This is a genomic window from Rhodococcus sp. BH4 (assembly GCF_002079265.1).
GTDB lineage: Bacteria > Actinomycetota > Actinomycetes > Mycobacteriales > Mycobacteriaceae > Rhodococcus_F > Rhodococcus_F qingshengii.
Window position 1 is genome coordinate 651,445 of record NZ_CP014941.1, and the last position, 15,836, is coordinate 667,280.

The 15,836-nt window shown below is 62.6% G+C and carries 14 protein-coding genes and 1 riboswitch; of the genes, 6 read left to right on the forward strand and 8 right to left on the reverse strand.

Annotated elements, in window-relative coordinates; genetic code table 11:
- Positions 1-110 precede the first annotated feature (110 nt).
- Positions 111-1,475 carry a 4-aminobutyrate--2-oxoglutarate transaminase gene (gene gabT, locus A0W34_RS03045; protein WP_007727077.1) on the forward strand — a complete coding sequence of 455 codons (1,365 nt, stop codon included), beginning with the start codon at positions 111-113 and terminating at the stop codon, positions 1,473-1,475.
- Position 1,476: 1 nt separating this feature from the next.
- Positions 1,477-2,922 carry an NAD-dependent succinate-semialdehyde dehydrogenase gene (locus tag A0W34_RS03050; protein WP_064074533.1) on the forward strand — a complete coding sequence of 482 codons (1,446 nt, stop codon included), beginning with the start codon at positions 1,477-1,479 and terminating at the stop codon, positions 2,920-2,922.
- A 52-nt stretch (positions 2,923-2,974) separates the two neighbouring features.
- On the opposite strand, the gene dszD is transcribed toward A0W34_RS03050, so the two are convergent.
- From dszD to A0W34_RS03065, 3 genes are all read right to left on the reverse strand, one after another.
- A complete protein-coding gene (gene dszD / locus A0W34_RS03055; protein ID WP_003941189.1) occupies positions 2,975-3,553 on the reverse strand; it encodes an NADH:FMN oxidoreductase DszD in 579 nt (192 codons plus the stop codon).
- Between the two features lie 208 nt (positions 3,554-3,761).
- Entirely contained in the window at positions 3,762-4,235 is a 474-nt protein-coding gene (locus A0W34_RS03060) for a YbaK/EbsC family protein (protein WP_003941167.1), read from the reverse strand.
- A gap of 15 nt (positions 4,236-4,250) precedes the next feature.
- Positions 4,251-5,354, reverse strand: a complete 1,104-nt coding sequence (locus A0W34_RS03065; RefSeq protein WP_075832018.1) for a hypothetical protein — start codon at positions 5,352-5,354, stop codon at positions 4,251-4,253.
- 126 nt (positions 5,355-5,480) lie between these two features.
- Between A0W34_RS03065 and A0W34_RS03070 the strand changes: the two genes are divergently transcribed.
- From A0W34_RS03070 to A0W34_RS03080, 3 genes are all read left to right on the forward strand, one after another.
- Positions 5,481-6,065, forward strand: a complete 585-nt coding sequence (locus A0W34_RS03070) for a TetR/AcrR family transcriptional regulator (RefSeq protein WP_029254386.1) — start codon at positions 5,481-5,483, stop codon at positions 6,063-6,065.
- Positions 6,066-6,110: 45 nt separating this feature from the next.
- A riboswitch (M-box (ykoK) riboswitch) is annotated at positions 6,111-6,284 on the forward strand.
- A gap of 347 nt (positions 6,285-6,631) precedes the next feature.
- Positions 6,632-9,325 carry a magnesium-translocating P-type ATPase gene (gene mgtA, locus A0W34_RS03075; RefSeq protein WP_081557296.1) on the forward strand — a complete coding sequence of 898 codons (2,694 nt, stop codon included), beginning with the start codon at positions 6,632-6,634 and terminating at the stop codon, positions 9,323-9,325.
- 9 nt (positions 9,326-9,334) lie between these two features.
- A complete protein-coding gene (locus A0W34_RS03080; RefSeq protein ID WP_003941187.1) occupies positions 9,335-10,039 on the forward strand; it encodes an MgtC/SapB family protein in 705 nt (234 codons plus the stop codon).
- 18 nt (positions 10,040-10,057) lie between these two features.
- Here A0W34_RS03080 and A0W34_RS03085 read toward each other — a convergent pair whose 3' ends face one another.
- From A0W34_RS03085 to A0W34_RS03105, 5 genes are all read right to left on the reverse strand, one after another.
- Positions 10,058-11,419 (reverse strand): lipase family protein, encoded by a 1,362-nt coding sequence (locus A0W34_RS03085; protein WP_064074530.1) that lies wholly within the window; start codon positions 11,417-11,419, stop codon positions 10,058-10,060.
- A gap of 64 nt (positions 11,420-11,483) precedes the next feature.
- Complete coding sequence (locus tag A0W34_RS03090) at positions 11,484-11,933, reverse strand: GNAT family N-acetyltransferase (RefSeq protein ID WP_081557297.1); 450 nt, start codon at positions 11,931-11,933, stop codon at positions 11,484-11,486.
- Positions 11,934-11,951: 18 nt separating this feature from the next.
- Complete coding sequence (locus A0W34_RS03095; protein WP_081557298.1) at positions 11,952-12,428, reverse strand: GNAT family N-acetyltransferase; 477 nt, start codon at positions 12,426-12,428, stop codon at positions 11,952-11,954.
- A 175-nt stretch (positions 12,429-12,603) separates the two neighbouring features.
- Complete coding sequence (locus tag A0W34_RS03100; RefSeq protein ID WP_046377871.1) at positions 12,604-13,725, reverse strand: DUF475 domain-containing protein; 1,122 nt, start codon at positions 13,723-13,725, stop codon at positions 12,604-12,606.
- A gap of 137 nt (positions 13,726-13,862) precedes the next feature.
- A complete protein-coding gene (locus tag A0W34_RS03105; RefSeq protein ID WP_003941199.1) occupies positions 13,863-14,438 on the reverse strand; it encodes a TerD family protein in 576 nt (191 codons plus the stop codon).
- Positions 14,439-14,681: 243 nt separating this feature from the next.
- On the opposite strand from A0W34_RS03105, the gene A0W34_RS03110 reads away from it, so the two are divergent.
- Positions 14,682-15,827 (forward strand): hypothetical protein, encoded by a 1,146-nt coding sequence (locus tag A0W34_RS03110; protein WP_007727045.1) that lies wholly within the window; start codon positions 14,682-14,684, stop codon positions 15,825-15,827.
- Positions 15,828-15,836: the final 9 nt, after the last annotated feature.

The following is a 15,836-nucleotide window of genomic DNA, read 5'->3' on the forward strand; positions in this document are numbered from 1 at the left end:
CGTTGCCGATATGGAGTAGCCCTGGAGCTCCGGGTATCCATTTCGGCAGTGCTTGCGATGCTTCGCGCGTCGCATACTCGAATGCAATACACAACCGAGAGGGTGGTCACATGAGTGCAATCGAATACCGGCTTCCGCAGGAGCGTCGCATCGTCACGGAGTTCCCGGGCCCGCGCTCGGCTGCGCTCGCCGAACGCCGTAAGAAGGTCGTCGGCGCCGGCGTCGCATCCACCCTCCCGGTCTACGTCGCCGACGCAGACGGCGGAGTCATCGTCGACGTCGACGGCAACTCGCTGATCGACCTCGGTGCCGGTATCGCGGTGACCAGCGTCGGCGCCTCCAACCCGGCCGTCGTGTCCGCAGTTCAGGATCAGGTCGCGCACTTCACCCACACCTGTTTCATGGTCGCTCCGTACGAGGGCTACGTCGAGGTCGCCGAGCGTCTCGCCGAACTCACCCCCGGTGACCACGAGAAGCGTTCCGTGCTGTTCAACTCCGGCGCAGAAGCCGTCGAGAACGCCGTCAAGATCGCCCGTCACGCAACCGGTCGCGACGCAGTCGTCGTCTTCGACCACGCGTACCACGGCCGCACCAACCTCACGATGGCACTGACGTCGAAGTCCATGCCGTACAAGAGCGGCTTCGGTCCGTTCGCCCCCGAGGTCTACCGCGTCCCGATGTCCTACCCGTACCGCGAGGGCCTCAATGTCGACGGCTCCAAGATCACCGGTGAGCAGGCCGCACAGCGCGCCATCACGATGATCGAGAAGCAGGTCGGCGCTGCCAACACGGCCGCCATCCTCATCGAGCCCATTCAGGGTGAGGGCGGATTCATCGTTCCCGCAGAGGGATTCCTCCCGACGCTCGTCGCGTGGGCCAAGGAGAACGGCGTCGTCTTCATCGCCGACGAGGTTCAGGCAGGCTTCGCTCGTACCGGCGCCTGGTTCGCCAGCGATCACGAGGGCATCGTGCCCGACCTGGTCACGCTCGCCAAGGGCATCGCAGGCGGCATGCCGCTCGCCGCTGTCACGGGCCGCGCCGAGCTCATCGACGCTGTCCACCCCGGCGGCCTCGGTGGCACCTACGGCGGTAACCCCGTCGCCTGCGCCGCTGCATTGGCGTCCATCGACCAGATGCGTGAGCTCGACCTCTGTGGCCGCGCACGCACCATCGAGTCGACCGTCGTCGGCCGAATGAACGCACTGGCAAAGGAACTCGACGTCATCGGCGACGTTCGCGGTCGCGGCGCCATGCTCGCCATCGAGCTGGTCAAGCCCGGTGGGCAGGAGCCGGACGCCGACATCACCAAGAAGATCGCCGCCGAATGCCTCGCTGCCGGCGTCGTGATCCTCACCTGCGGTACCTACGGCAACGTCATCCGTCTGCTCCCGCCGCTGGTCATCTCCGAAGAGCTGCTCGACGACGCGTTGACCGTCCTCGAGACCGCCATCCGCACTGCAGCACAGGGGAACTGACATGTCCAACGTCTCGGATCTTCTCGACTCGGTACCCAAGGATCTCTGGCTCGGCGGCAAGCTCGTCCCGGCCGAGAAGACCTTCGCGGTCTACAACCCGGCAACGGGTGAGGAACTCGCCCAGGTAGCCGACGCCACCGCTGCCGACGGTATCCGCGCGCTCGACCTCGCCGCTGCGGCGCAGGAAGACTGGGCGGCCACTCCGGCACGTGTACGCGGCGAGATTCTGCGCACCGCCTTCGAATTGCTGCACGCCCGCGCCGAGGACTTCGCGCTGATGATGACCCTGGAAATGGGTAAGTCGTTGGCAGAGAGCCGCGGTGAGGTCAACTACGGCGGCGAATTCCTGCGCTGGTTCAGCGAGGAAGCAGTACGCATCGGCGGACGTTTCACGCAGGCTCCGGCCGGTAACGGTCGCATCCTGGTCACCAAGGAAGCCGTCGGACCGGTCCTCGCGATCACCCCGTGGAACTTCCCGCTCGCCATGGGCACACGCAAGATCGGACCGGCGCTGGCTGCCGGTTGCACCATCATCGTCAAGCCCGCCGAGGACACGCCGCTGACCATGCAGCTCCTCGGTCAGGTGTTCGCCGACGCAGGTCTGCCCGACGGTGTGCTCTCGATCCTCCCGACGTCCGACGCGGCCTCCATCAGTGGACCGCTGATGGAAGATGCGCGTCTGCGCAAGGTCACCTTCACCGGCTCCACTGGCGTCGGAAAGTTGTTGGTGCGCAATGCTGCTGACAAGCTGCTCCGCACGTCGATGGAACTCGGTGGCAATGCGCCGTTCATCGTCTTCGACGACGCCGACATCGACGCAGCTGTCGACGGCGCAATGCTCGCGAAGATGCGTAACGGCGGCGAGGCCTGCACCGCGGCCAACCGCATCTACGTCGCCAACTCGGTGCGCGAAGAGTTCACCGACAAGTTCACCGCCAAGGTTGCGGCCTTGAAGGTGGGCGCCGGTGACGCCGAGGGCACCAACATCGGCCCGCTGATCAACACCAAGCAACTCGCAACCGTCACCGGACTCGTCGACGACGCCGTGTCCAAGGGTGCTCGCGTTCGCACCGGTGGATCGGCACCCGAAGGCCCCGGGTTCTTCTTCACCCCGACGGTCCTCGACCAGGTGCCCGCCGACGCGCGCCTGCTGAAGGAAGAGATCTTCGGACCCGTTGCGGCAGTGGTCGGTTTCGACACCGAAGACGAAGCGATCGCGGCTGCGAACAACACCGAATACGGCCTCGTGGCGTACTTCTACACCCGCGACATCGACCGTGCGATGCGCGTCTCGGCCAAGCTGGACACCGGCATGGTGGGCGTCAACCGCGGCGCGATCTCCGATGCTGCCGCGCCGTTCGGTGGGGTGAAGGAATCGGGCTTCGGCCGTGAAGGCGGAACCGAGGGTATCGACGAGTATCTCGATACCAAGTACGTAGCGCTCTAACTTGCTGTGCGCCTTTATTAACCGCGGGCGGTTAATAAAGGCGCACAGTTGTCTATTGACCTAACGGAGTGGGGCGGTAGTACTTGCCCTCGTGGTAGAGCAGCGGTGCGGCAGCGGATTCGTCGTCTTCTTCGGCGTGAACCCGCGTGACGAGTCCGATGACCAGCGTGTGATCGCCGACAGGGATCAGCTGGTCGACCTTGACGCGCATCCAGCTGGGGGTGCCGTGCAGCACCGGTTCCCCGGTGTCGAGCACTGCCCACAGTGACTCGTCTGCAAAACGCTGATCGGCACTACGCGCAAAGCGCTGGGCCAGATGCTGCTGATGTTCGCCGAGAAGGTGGATCACCAAGGACTCGGCTGCCTTGAGTGCATTGATGCTCGACGACGTCTCCGCGATGTTGAACGAGACGAGCGGCGGCTCGAGGGAGACGGACGAGAACGAGGTGGCGGTGAAACCCACCGGGCCGGTACCCGAATCGAGGGTCACGACGGTGACACCGGCGGGGTGGCGGCGAAGCGCAGCGCGGTAGTCACCGGCGCAGATGCCGGTGGACAACTCGGGCGTCGCCGCTACTTCGGGGACGTCGGGGGTGGTGTGGCTGGAAACGGCATTCGGCTTGTCAGACAACGGGAACTCTCCGGCTGGAACTCGAGGTGTGCGGTGTGGTCGAGGTGACTGCGCTCGGCATACACAGACATGCGTCGGTGCGGCACAGATCTACGTGCCGTCGACGCCAGTGGTTGCCGGCCGGGGTCCTGGTTGCAGTGCACATGGTGCGTCCAACTATAGGTGGACGCACGTCTGAGTGGTTTCGGACCGGGCTGGCTGAAGTGCTTCAGTCCATGTCGACGGCGAGGCCGGCGGTGATTCGGAGGAGTTCGGAGTACGTCGTGCGAAAGACCGTGTTGGGGTGCCCGGCGGCTGCCCACAACTCGGGGTACTGCTCGAGGGCGGTATCGATGTACGTCGGCAGGTTGGTGGGATGCCCGAGCGGAGCGACCCCACCGATCGGCTGGCCCGTCGCCGACTTCGCCATCTCCAGCGGCGCCCGCGTGAGCTTGCCTTCGAGGCGTTCGCCGGTGGCCTTCAGATTCACCTGATGCGCGCCGGAGACCAGCAGCAGGACCGGATCGTCGTCGAGAAGGAACACCAGTGACTTGGTGATCGCGCCTACCTCCACCCCGACGGCCGCCGCTGCCTCGGCCGCGGTGTGCGTGGCGTCGGGCTGCGTGACGATGACGCCGTGGTGACCCCGCGAGATCAGTGTTTCGGCGACGTGCGAGGCGTTGGGGTGGAGGAGGCTCGTCATGAGTTCAGACTAGGACTAGTCGGCGTTCGCCACAGCTGGAGTCGGCGTCGTGTCGGTGGACTTTCGGTTACGACGGATCGTGAAGCCGAACAGCATGACCGCACCGATCAGCGCGTAAAGGAACAGCGTCAGAGCAGGCTGGCCGACGCCGACGTTGTTGAAGTAGACGATGCTCCGGACGCCTTCGGTGCCGGCGCCGGGTGTGATCCACCGGCCGATGGCGGCGTAGAACGAGGGAATCACGTTGGAGCCGAATGCGCCTCCCGCACTGGGATTGCCGAGGATCACGAAGACGGCGATAGCCAGCGGGACTGCCAGAACGCCGATGGCGGCGCGCAATCCGAGTGTGAACATGGCGGTGCCGAACACCACGGCTGTTCCCAGGATCCACAGCGGGAACCAGTGGCCCGCGAAAGTTCCGAGTACGTGTGAGGTGATGAGGGCGCCGAGGGCTCCCGAGATGATCGAGTAGATCGCGATCACGCCCGTGTGTGCGCTTGCCTGGCGGAGAGTCTTCGGCGCACCGATGAACAGTCCGATGGCTGCCGCAAGGAGATAGCCGCCGACGACCCAGCCGACCGAGAGGTAGAAGCCGGAGAGGCCGCGGTTGTCGTGGGCTCCGACGGGGATCTCGTCGCGGACGACGAACTGTCGGTCCTGTGTCGCCTCGACCTTCGTGAACACCGCTTCGAGCGACGTCGCGATGGAGCTGCCTCCCGCGCTCGCGGTGATCAGGGTGTCCGCTCCGGCCGGGTTGATGACAAACGCGCCCTGGATCTCGCGGTCGTTGATCATGCGGCGAGCGGTCGCCGTGCTGTCGACCACCTGAGCGTCGAGCGGGCTGCCGTCGATGGCGTTGAGTTTGTCGGCGATCTGCTGATCCATGCCGTCCGGTGTGCCCTGATCGGCGATGACCGCGATTTCGATGTCTCGCGGAGTCGGCTGATGGAAGGCGGCGACGTAGCTGAGGATGAAGCCCATCTGCAGCAGGAGCACGCCGACGAACAGCGCGGCCATCACCTTGGGCGCGCCGTATTTCACGAGCAGATTGTCGTGGTGGTGTTCGTCGTGGGTGGAGCTGTTGTCTGGTGCGGCGTGTGCCGGATGCGTAGTGGTCACGAAAGAGTCCTGATCTTGTCGAAAGTAAAGAGCTTGTCAATACCCGAGGTATTGAATACTCTAGGTATCGTGACTGAATCTCGTCAACCGGACTGGACGCCGGTAACCCGCCCCGGACGTGACGTGGTGCGGCAAAGACTGCTCGACGCTGCGGCGGAAGAGTTTGCGGAGCGCGGATTCAGTGCTGCACGTCTCACTGAAGTTGCCCGCCGCGCGGGCTTCACCAAGGGGGCTGTCTACTCCAACTTCGAGTCGAAACAAGATCTGTTCGCCGAACTGTTCGCGCAACGGTCTCTCGAACTGGCCGGCCGTGTGCTTGCCGAGATCGCCGGGATGAACCCGGCCGACGCGGCGGGCAAAGGTGGCGAGGCCATTGCAACATGGATGGTCGACGACCCGGGGTGGTCACTGCTCGTCCTCGAATTCGGAGTGCTCGCCGGACGTGATCCGCAGATCGCTCAGGCGTACTTACGTGAGCGTCGCCACTTGCGCAGTCAACTCGTGGAGTTGATCGGTGAACGTGCCCGTGAATGGGGAGTGGACGATTCCTTCGATGTGCGGACCACTGCAATCTCGTTGATGGCGTTGATATCCGGGCTCGTTCTCGAACACTCCGTGGATCCGGAAGAAGTTGATCAGAGCGTCATGGGTGCCGCCGTGACGGCACTCTTCGCCGGCGCCGTCGCACGGGCAGGATTGCCCGCCGTCTGAGTTGCTCGGTTGACAGGCAACAGATTTGAGAACTACCCTCTGGGTGCAGTACCTCGTTAGGTGAGGCTTCTGCACGAACACAGGCCACTGATCTCACGACGTCGAGAGACGCCCAAGGTTAGGACAGATCTCCCCGGCTTAAGGGGTGATCCAAAGTGGCTTCCCGGTCTTGATCGGGACACGTCGTGCAGTGCCAAAACTCGGACGTGGAGGTGTTTTCGCAGCTTGATGCCGGTTTCTTCCGGCGAAGGCGAGAGTACGTCGATATTCGGTTCTCCTGGCGTGTGCTGTGCGCATGTACTTTGTGTGGCGTCATCGGACGCCCCGAACTTTCAGGAGGTGACCATCGTGGACGACCCGCCGAGTCGATATTCGACCCATCCTTCTGTTCTTACCGACGGTGCTCACCCCGGCATTTTGCTCGTCAGTCTCTGACCTTCGCACCCTCGGTTTCATCTGCGCGGCGTTGTCGCGTCCGCTGACGACTTCCGTTGTCGTTCAGCGCATTCTGCTGCCCTCATGCACTGGCACTGTCCCGTGCACGCTGGCAGTCGAGGAGATTCGTCATGTCATTTTCCGTTCTCGCATTGCGGCCACGGCCCACGAGAAACAGTGCACAACAAACACATTCAACAGTCCTGGCAAAGGAAAGCGCACAGGAATTGGTCGACTACTCGGCCTCGGACACGCGCACCGTCCTCGCCGATCTGACCACGACGGCCAACGGCCTTCGCGACGATCAGATCGACGATCTTCGTCGGCAATACGGGCGCAACGATGTCCGCCACGACCGCCCGGCGCCGGCAATCGTGCAGTTCGCGGGGGCCTTCAAGAACCCGTTCATCCTGATCCTGGTGTTCCTCGCCCTGATCATGGTCGGGACCGACGTGGTCTGGGCGGACCCCGAGGACGGTCCTTCCTACGAGGGCATCATCACTCTCGGGTTGATGATCTTTGTCAGTGTCTCACTGAGGTTCTGGCAGGAATACCGTTCGAGTCGCGCCGCCGAGGCGCTCAAGGCGATGGTTACGACGACCGTCGCGGCCACCCGCAAGATCAACAACACCGTGGTCACGGCTGAGATTCCGATCGAGCAGTTACTGCCGGGGGATGTAGTCCAGCTTGCCGCCGGCGACATGATCCCGGCCGATGTCCGCATCATCCGGGCCAAGGATCTACAGGTCAATCAGTCAATGCTCAGCGGTGAATCGATGCCGGCCGAGAAGTCGGCGGACCCGTCGTCGGGGATCGACGTCGATCGCCTGCTCGAAGCCGAGAACATCGGGTTCATGGGTACTTCCGTCGTGTCGGGCAGTGGCACCGCCGTTGCGGTACACACCGGCAAGCGGACTTACTTCGGTGCCATGACAGCACAATTGGCGTCCAAGCGACCCGAAACCAGCTTCGACGTCGGGGTGCGCAGTGTCAGCTATCTGCTGATCAAGTTCATGCTGATCATGGTTCCCGCGGTGTTCATCATCAACGGACTGACCAAGGACTGGAGCCAAGCACTACTCTTCGGCGTCGCCACCGCGGTGGGGTTGACTCCGGAAATGTTGCCGCTCATCGTGACGGCGAACCTGGCCAAGGGTGCGCTCCACATGTCGCGCAAGAAGGTGATCGTCAAGCAGATCAACGCGATTCAGAACTTCGGTGCCATGGACGTTCTGTGCACGGACAAGACCGGAACTCTCACCGAGGACCGCATCGTTCTCGGTGAGCATCTCGATACTGCCGGACGTAAGTCCGAGGACGTATTGCGGCTAGCGGCGGTCAATTCCGTGAATCAGACCGGATTGCGCAGTCTTCTCGACGACGCGGTGATCGAGGCCGCCGGTCCCGAAGTGGTCGAGGAGATCTCGCGTCGCCACGGGTTGGTGGACGAGATTCCCTTCGACTTCAAGCGCCGTCGACTCTCCGTGGTGGTCGACCACGGAGACGCCGATCTGATCGTAACCAAAGGTGCAGTGGAAGAGCTCCTTTCGGTCTGTGAATCGGTGGAACTGGACGGGGTGACCCACCAATTGACACCGGGATGGCTGGCCCGAGTCGACCGTCTGGTCGCGGAGCTGAACGGTCAAGGTAAGCGAGTGCTTGCGGTGGCAACCAAGACAGTCGTCGAAGAGCAGCGCCGCGAGTACTCGACGGCCGACGAAGAGGGCATGACCCTGGTTGGACTGCTGGCCTTCCTCGACCCGCCGAAGGAATCTGCGGCCGGGGCGATCGAAGCCCTCGCGAGCCACGGAGTCGCGGTCAAGGTAGTGACGGGTGACAACGAACTGGTCGCCGAAACCGTCTGCGGCAAAGTCGGTATCGACGTGGGAACTGTTGTATCCGGCGCCGAGATCGAAGCGTTGAGCGACGACGCCCTCGACGAGTTGGTGCAGCGGACAACCGTATTCGCGAAGACGGATCCGATGCAGAAGGCACGCATTGTCGAATCGCTGCGCCGGGTCGGCCACACGGTTGGTTTCCTCGGTGATGGTGTCAACGACGCACCCGCACTGCGGGCTGCGGACGTCGGCATCTCCGTTGACACAGCGGCGGACATCGCCCGCGAATCCGCGGACATCATCTTGCTGGAGAAGGACCTCGGTGTACTCGAACAAGGAGTCATCGAAGGGCGTCGTACCTTCGGAAACATCCAGAAGTACATCAAGATGACTGCGTCGTCGAACTTCGGGAACGTCTTCTCGGTGCTCGTCGCCAGTGCCCTGCTGCCGTTCATCCCCATGATTCCCGTAGTTCTGTTGTTGCAGAACCTGATCTACGATCTCTCGATGCTCACGATCCCGTGGGACCGTGTCGACGACGACTTCCTCGCGAAGCCCCGCAAGTGGGAGACCAAGAGCCTTCGCCGGTTCATGGTGTTCATCGGCCCGATCAGTTCGATCTTCGATATCTCGACGTTCGCGCTGATGTGGTTCGTGTTCGCCGCCAACTCTCCCGAGCATGCAGCGCTGTTCCAATCGGGTTGGTTCATCGAGTCATTGATCTCGCAGACGCTGATCGTTCACATGATCCGCACCCGCAAGATCCCGTTCATCCAGTCGCGTGCATCGCTGCCGGTACTGCTCAGCACGGGCGCTGCCTGCGTCTTCGCGCTGGTGCTCCCGTTCACGTCCTGGGGTCATTCCCTCGGGTTGGTTTCACTGCCGTGGAACTACTTCCCGTGGCTGGTCCTCACCCTCGGGGCATACTGCGTCGTCACGCAGGTGGCCAAGGGAATGTTCATTCGTCGATTCGCGACCTGGCTCTAGGAGTTCACCGTGGAAATCCACGTCATCCTTGTGCGGATAGCGCTCGGGCTCGTCCTCGGCGCTGCCGTCGGGATCGAAAGGCAATGGCGCGCAAGGATGGCGGGTCTGCGAACCAACGCGTTGGTGAGCTTGGGTGCGACGCTCTTCGTCATCATGGGCGCGTACGGGTTTCAGGGCCCGGACGCCGATCCGACGCGCGTCGCAGCGCAGATCGTCTCGGGGATCGGTTTCCTCGGTGCTGGAGTGATCATGAAGCAGGGTGCGTCGGTCACCGGCCTGAACACTGCCGCCACTCTGTGGGCCACGGCCGCCGTCGGCGCACTGGCCGGAGGCGGAATGTACTGGGTCGCGGTGTTCGGGGCCGGCGCAATCATGTTGGCGAACACGCTGTTGAGGCCGTTGGGTCGGATGATGGATCACCAGCCTGCCCGAACCGGACGCGAAGAACCGCCCGCGGACTACACCTTCGAGGTGACCTGTCACGGCGACGCCGAAGCTCACATCAGAGGTCTTACCGTGCAGTCCATTTCGAGGCCCGAGTTTCAGCTCCGGTCAGTGCAGTCCTTCGACATCCCGGACAGCGACCGCGTGCGGGTGGTGGCCGAACTGGCTGCCGCGGAGCGTGACGACGGACTCCTGGAATCCGCCGTCAGCCGGCTTAGCCTGGAACCGTTGGTGACTCACGTTCGCTGGGAGGTGGAGCCGTCGAAGTAGATTCGGGGTCGCTGTCAGTCAGCGCGCATGTTCTTGCGGCGCAAGTGAGTTCCCCGGTGCAATGTTCGCGCAGTTGGACGGTGCAGGCTTGCCGTTCAAGCGGTCGTCGACCCAGGCGAGCGCACCGGGGAGCCAGAGCATGGCGCCGAGGAAGTGGCTGATGGTGTCGTACTGGTCGTACTGAATCGCCAGGCCGGCGTCGCAGTACTTGCGTGCGAGGGTGCGGACGTCGCCCGTGATCATCACGCCGTCTCCCGCTCCGACACCGGGGCCGCCGGGTTGGGTGCCCTCGATGGTGCCGTTGGCCGCCTGCGCGATGAACATCGGAATGGTCGGTGTCGCCGCGGTGCCCATGTTGATCTTGTTCACGACATCGACGTACTCGGGAACCGTATTGGGATCGGCGTACTCGGGTTTGACCAGATCCTGCCAGGTCAGTCCGGGATACTGTGCCAGCACATTGCCGATGGACGCGTCTTCGAGTCGAGCCATGACGTCGCGTCCACGGTCGCTGAGATACTTCCCGAAATCGATGTCGTACGAACGCGCAACGCCGACGACTGCCATGCCGACAACGCCACCCCACCCGATGCTTCCGCTCGCGTAGCGAAGGTTGTTGGCCGGATTGACCAGCACGCCGCCCTGCGCGGCACCGATCAAGTTGTCGTTGATCTCCGGTGCATATGCGGGAGCGAGGATCGAAGCCCAGTTGGTGGCGATCGCTCCGCCGGAGTAACCCATCAGCGCGATCTCTGCGTCGTCGGTGATTCCGGTTTCCGGGACATCGCGGGCGGCACGCAGAGCGTCGAGCGTCATCATCCCGTATTCGGGTCCGGCAGCGAAGTTGGCGTCCGGGCCTTCGGTGTCCGGGACGACGATCGTGTAGCCCAATGCGAAGAGCGGCCCGAACAGCGCGGCTTCGATGCTCGTGAAGGTACCGCCGATGTTGAAGTTGCGTCCGCTGGGAGTCCAGTCGCCGATCGGGGTGTTACCCGCGATGGCTCGCGACGGGCTGTCGTCGGGGTTCAGCGAATCGTAAAAGGACTGGTACGAAACAACTTTGTTCGGTTGGGCGTTGGCCGGGCGCAGGATCGAGGTGACGTTGGCGGACGGCTGTCCCAGGGCGTCGGTTGATCGGTAGAGAACCTGCACTGCCTGTATCGGGGTCGGGATGTTGAGCACGGTGTACGGCACGGTGCGAGTCTCGAGGACCGCACCCGGAGCGTACGACGAGAGGGGTGCCGCGCCGTCGTAGCTGTAGAAACCGTCATCGGGGGACTTGGCAAGGACTGGCTGCGCGAGCGCTACCGGTGCGCCGACGCCTGTCAGTGCAAGCGCGAGTACTCCGACAACTGCGCGAGATAAGACCCTTGACGACATACTCGTCCTCCACATTGGTGTGCCACGCCCCACCCTGAGATCGTGGTGTGACGACCACCATATATTACTCGTGGGTAATGTGGGGATCGGTCAGATCGGTCGTCGTATCGAGGTCTCGACGTAGGAAGATTTCGGAGGACTCGCCTGGGAGTAACAGAACTCCCGCGTCGGTGTATCCCATTGCGCGATAGAAGTTCTGGGCTGATTCGTCGGCGAGTGTGGAGGTGAGGACCTGCGAGTGTCCCGCGCGGCTCATGCGTTTTTCCCAATCTGTGACCAAAGCGCGCCCGATGCCTTGGCCGCGGTTCGAAGACAGGACGGTCAGCATGTTCATGAACGGAATCTCGTCCCAGAACAAGCCCCAGCGCAGCCATCCGATTGGATTACCGTTGTCCTCGGCGACGAGTATCCGGCCGCGTTGGACCACTGACGCGAGTTCCTCGGCTGCGATGTGTGAGTCGTGCTCACGTAAGAACGGCAAGTCTGTCTGCGCTGCGACGCGAATGTTCACCACAGAAGTCAGTATCGCCGTTCAGTCGGAGTTGATGGCGTTCGGCTTGGACAGGTAGACGACTCCGGGGATGTGGCTGGGGTCCGGCGGCAATTGGGAGTAGCCCGCTCGGGTGTACAGGCGAATGTTCCGCAGGCTCCTGCTTCCGGTGAACAGCTCGAAACGTGTGATGTGCTCCGGAGCGTTCTGTTCCACGTGCTGCAAGAGGCGTCGGCCGAGGCCGTTGCCCGCCAAGTCCGGTGCCACCATGAGGCGACCGATCTGCCATGCGGTTCCGTCCGCGGTTCCTCGCACGGCCCCGACGAGTCGGCTGCCGCGTCGTGCGGTCCAGACAGTCGACTCCTGAACCCAGGCTCGGACCGTGGGTAGGTCCTCGTGGAGCGGGGGTATGTCCATGCTGTTGTTGGAGATTGCTTCCGAAACCCAGCAACAGCGTTGTAGAACAAGGATTTCCGCGGCGTCCTCGTCCGTTGCGCGCTCTATGACTATCTCGTTCATGGTTTCCCTTACAAATAGGTTCTTCGCACCCGCAGGGCAATTGTTCACCCGCAGGCTGAATTTGGCGCGCGGCTGAGCAATTGGCGCGCGGCTGTGAATGCAGAGAGTTTCAATTCCGGCATAACAAACAAAACGCCCGCAACCAATTGGTCGCGGGCGTTTCGTGAAAAGAACGTCAGACAGTTGCCGGAGTGTTCTCGTCCAACTTCGGATCTTCGTTCGCGATTCGCTTGTTGCGAATGAGGCTGCTGATGAAAGCAGCGCCGATCAAGAAGACACCGACCAGGCCGGTGATGATCTCGTTGATGTGAACGCCGATGGACACCATCAAGATGACGGCCAGAGCGCCGATGGCCCAGTGCGCACCGTGCTCGAGGTAGACGTAATCGGAGAGCGTGCCCTTGCGGACCAGGAAGACCGTGATGGAACGGACGAACATCGCGCCGACGAAGCCGAGGCCGAGAGCGATGATGATCGGGTCTGCCGTGATGGCGAATGCGCCGATGACGCCGTCGAAGGAGAAGGACGCGTCGAGGACCTCGAGGTAGAGGAACAGGAAGAAGCCGGCCTTACCGGTCGCTTTCGCGAGCTGCGTGGGGCCGCCGGACTTGGCGGTTTCTTCCTCTTCGCCTTCTTCCGGCAGATTGAACAGTTCACCCAATCCGTTGACCGCGATGTAGGTGATCATGCCCAGAACACCGGAGATCATGACGGTGGAAACCTTGTCGTCAGCAGCGAGGAAAGAACCACTGAGAACCAGGACGATGCCGGCCACGACGACGGAGAGCTGATCGAGCTTGCCGATGCGAGCGAGGGGCTTCTCCAGCCAAGACAGCCAGGTGATCTCACGCTCTTCGAAGATGAAACCGAGGAAGAGCATCAGCAGGAACATGCCACCGAAGGCAGCGATCTGCGGGTGAGCGTCGGTGAGGATGGTTTCGTAGCTCGGCTCGCCGTTGGCGAAGTACGCGGCGTCGTCCGCAGGCGGGTTCAGTGCGAGGTCGAGTGCAGCTACGGGTCCGAGACCGGATGCAGCCCAGACGATCACGAGCGGGAACACCAGACGCATACCGAAGACGGCGATGATGACGCCGATGGTGAGGAAGATCTTCTGCCAGAATTCACTCATTCTTTGCAGAACAGTGGCGTTGATGACGGCGTTGTCGAAGGAAAGCGAGATTTCCAGAATCGACAGGATGATGACGAGGAACAGTGCCTCGGGTCCGCCGTAGATGAACGCAACGATCATCGCGAGGATCGAAATTGCGATGGATAAACCGAATATTCGCAGTACCACGGAGCGTGGCCCTTTCTAGTTGGTCAATGCAGAGTGGTTACTGCAAGCGGTCTCTCACCGCATCCGAACGTGAAAACGGGGAGGGTTCCACAGACTACTGCGGAACCTTCCCCGAGTCAGCTCGTCGAGAGCGAAGATCAGACGTTGACGCCGTAATCGCGCGCGATGCCCGCGAGGCCGGACGCGTAGCCCTGGCCGATTGCGCGGAACTTCCACTCTGCACCGTTGCGGTACAGCTCGCCGAAGACCATGGCGGTCTCGGTGGAAGCGTCCTCGGAGAGGTCGTAACGAGCGAGCTCGTTGCCGTTCGACTTGTCGACGACGCGGATGTACGCGTTGCGGACCTGGCCGAAGGACTGCGAGCGAGCTTCTGCGTCGTAGATCGAAACGGGGAAGACAACGCTCTCGACCTCGGCAGGAACCGCTGCGAGGTTCACGTCGATCTGCTCGTCGTCGCCTTCGCCTTCGCCGTCCGTGTTGTCACCCTTGTGCTCGATCGAGCCGTCGGGCGAACGGAGGTTGTTGAAGAAGATGAAGTGCTGGTCGGAGAGGACCTTCTTGTTCGAGCCTGCGCCGATTGCGCTGGCGTCGAGGTCGAAAGCAGCTCCGGTGGTGGAACGTGCGTCCCAGCCCAGGCCGACGACCACTGCAGTCAGGTTCGGGGCCTCCTTCGTGAGAGAGACATTGCCGCCTTTGGTCAAGCTGACGCCCATTCAGGGGTCCTTTCAAGAGGAGAGACAAGGCCCACTACGACGCGAAGTCGTCTTGGGAGTGTGTTTACCTCCACCACCCTAACCGCAGTTCCGGTGTGTTCGCCGTAACAGCAGAATTACGAACCGAGAAGCGAAGTGCTGGACCCGTAGGATTCAATCGTGGTGGGAAGATGGTCGGAGCGCTTCAATCGGGGGGCAAGAGTGGGGGAGTCGGTCAGTCGTGCGCGGGAGGCGCAGACGGCCATGGTTTCGGCGTTCCTCGACATGGACAAGCGGCAGACCATCGCGTCGGCAGCAGTCGACGCTTCCGCCGAGCTGTACCCCGAGCGAGGGCTGCGCGCTGCGTGGGAACCCGTTCGGGATCGGTGCTTCCAGGCTGCGTCGGACTACCTCGACACATCCGAGCGCTATGGCAACGATCAGGTACTTCACCAGAACCCGAACGGTGCTCGGGCGGCGTTCGAAAAGTCGGTAGCCGAACTCGTCGAGGCGGCAAAGGGCGTCGACGCCTTCTACAACGGGCATCGTGCGCACCTCGAGCAGGCGACGGTCACGATGTCCGCCATTCCCGTCCTCGGCCAGCAGGCCCGAACCCTGGCGAACGCCGTCCGGGAAAAACTGGCTGCCACCGATCAGCGCTATCGCGAGTACCCGTCGGTGGTGACGGCCTCCGAACACCTCGACGACGCGGTTGCAGCGCTCGACAATGCGCGCTCATCCGGTCGCGCCGACGCAGTCCGCACGCGGGCCGAGAGTGTCCGCGAAGCGGTATCGGCGCTCGAGGAAGCATTGGCAGAAGCCCCGTCGACCCAGCACCGTGCCGAGATGACGATTTCCTCGGTCTCGACCAGGTTGTCGGCAGTGCGCACTCGAGTGGACCGCCTGGATCCGGCGTACTCCGCATTGCTGCGCGAGTTCAACGCCGCGAGTTCCGCTGACCTCGTCGACAACAGCAGTCGCAGCCGAGCGCATATCGATCAGGCCGACATCGATCTCAAGGAAGCGAAGCAGTCGTTGGCTGCGGGAAACCCCGAACATGCACTGGCTTTGATGGCAGAAGCCCGCGTGCACCTCGCCGACGCCGAAGCGTGTGCCGACGCCGTGACGGACCGTCTCGCTACTCTGCGTGCAGTCCGGGCAGATCCGAGCCAAAAGGAACGTGAGGTTCGTTTCCGGCTGAAAGACGCCCAGATGTTCGCTGTTAACCAAGGGTTGGTGGCGGAGTGGGGCTCTGTACTCGATGCTCAACTAGCAAGGATCGAGCGAGCGAGTGCGTCACTGTCGGGAACTCATCCGGACTACTGGTCGTATGTATTACAGCTGGACTCGGTATCGACGTTCATCACCGAAGTTGTCGAGAAGATGCGGGCGCGAGCCGGCAAAAACTGAATGGTCGGG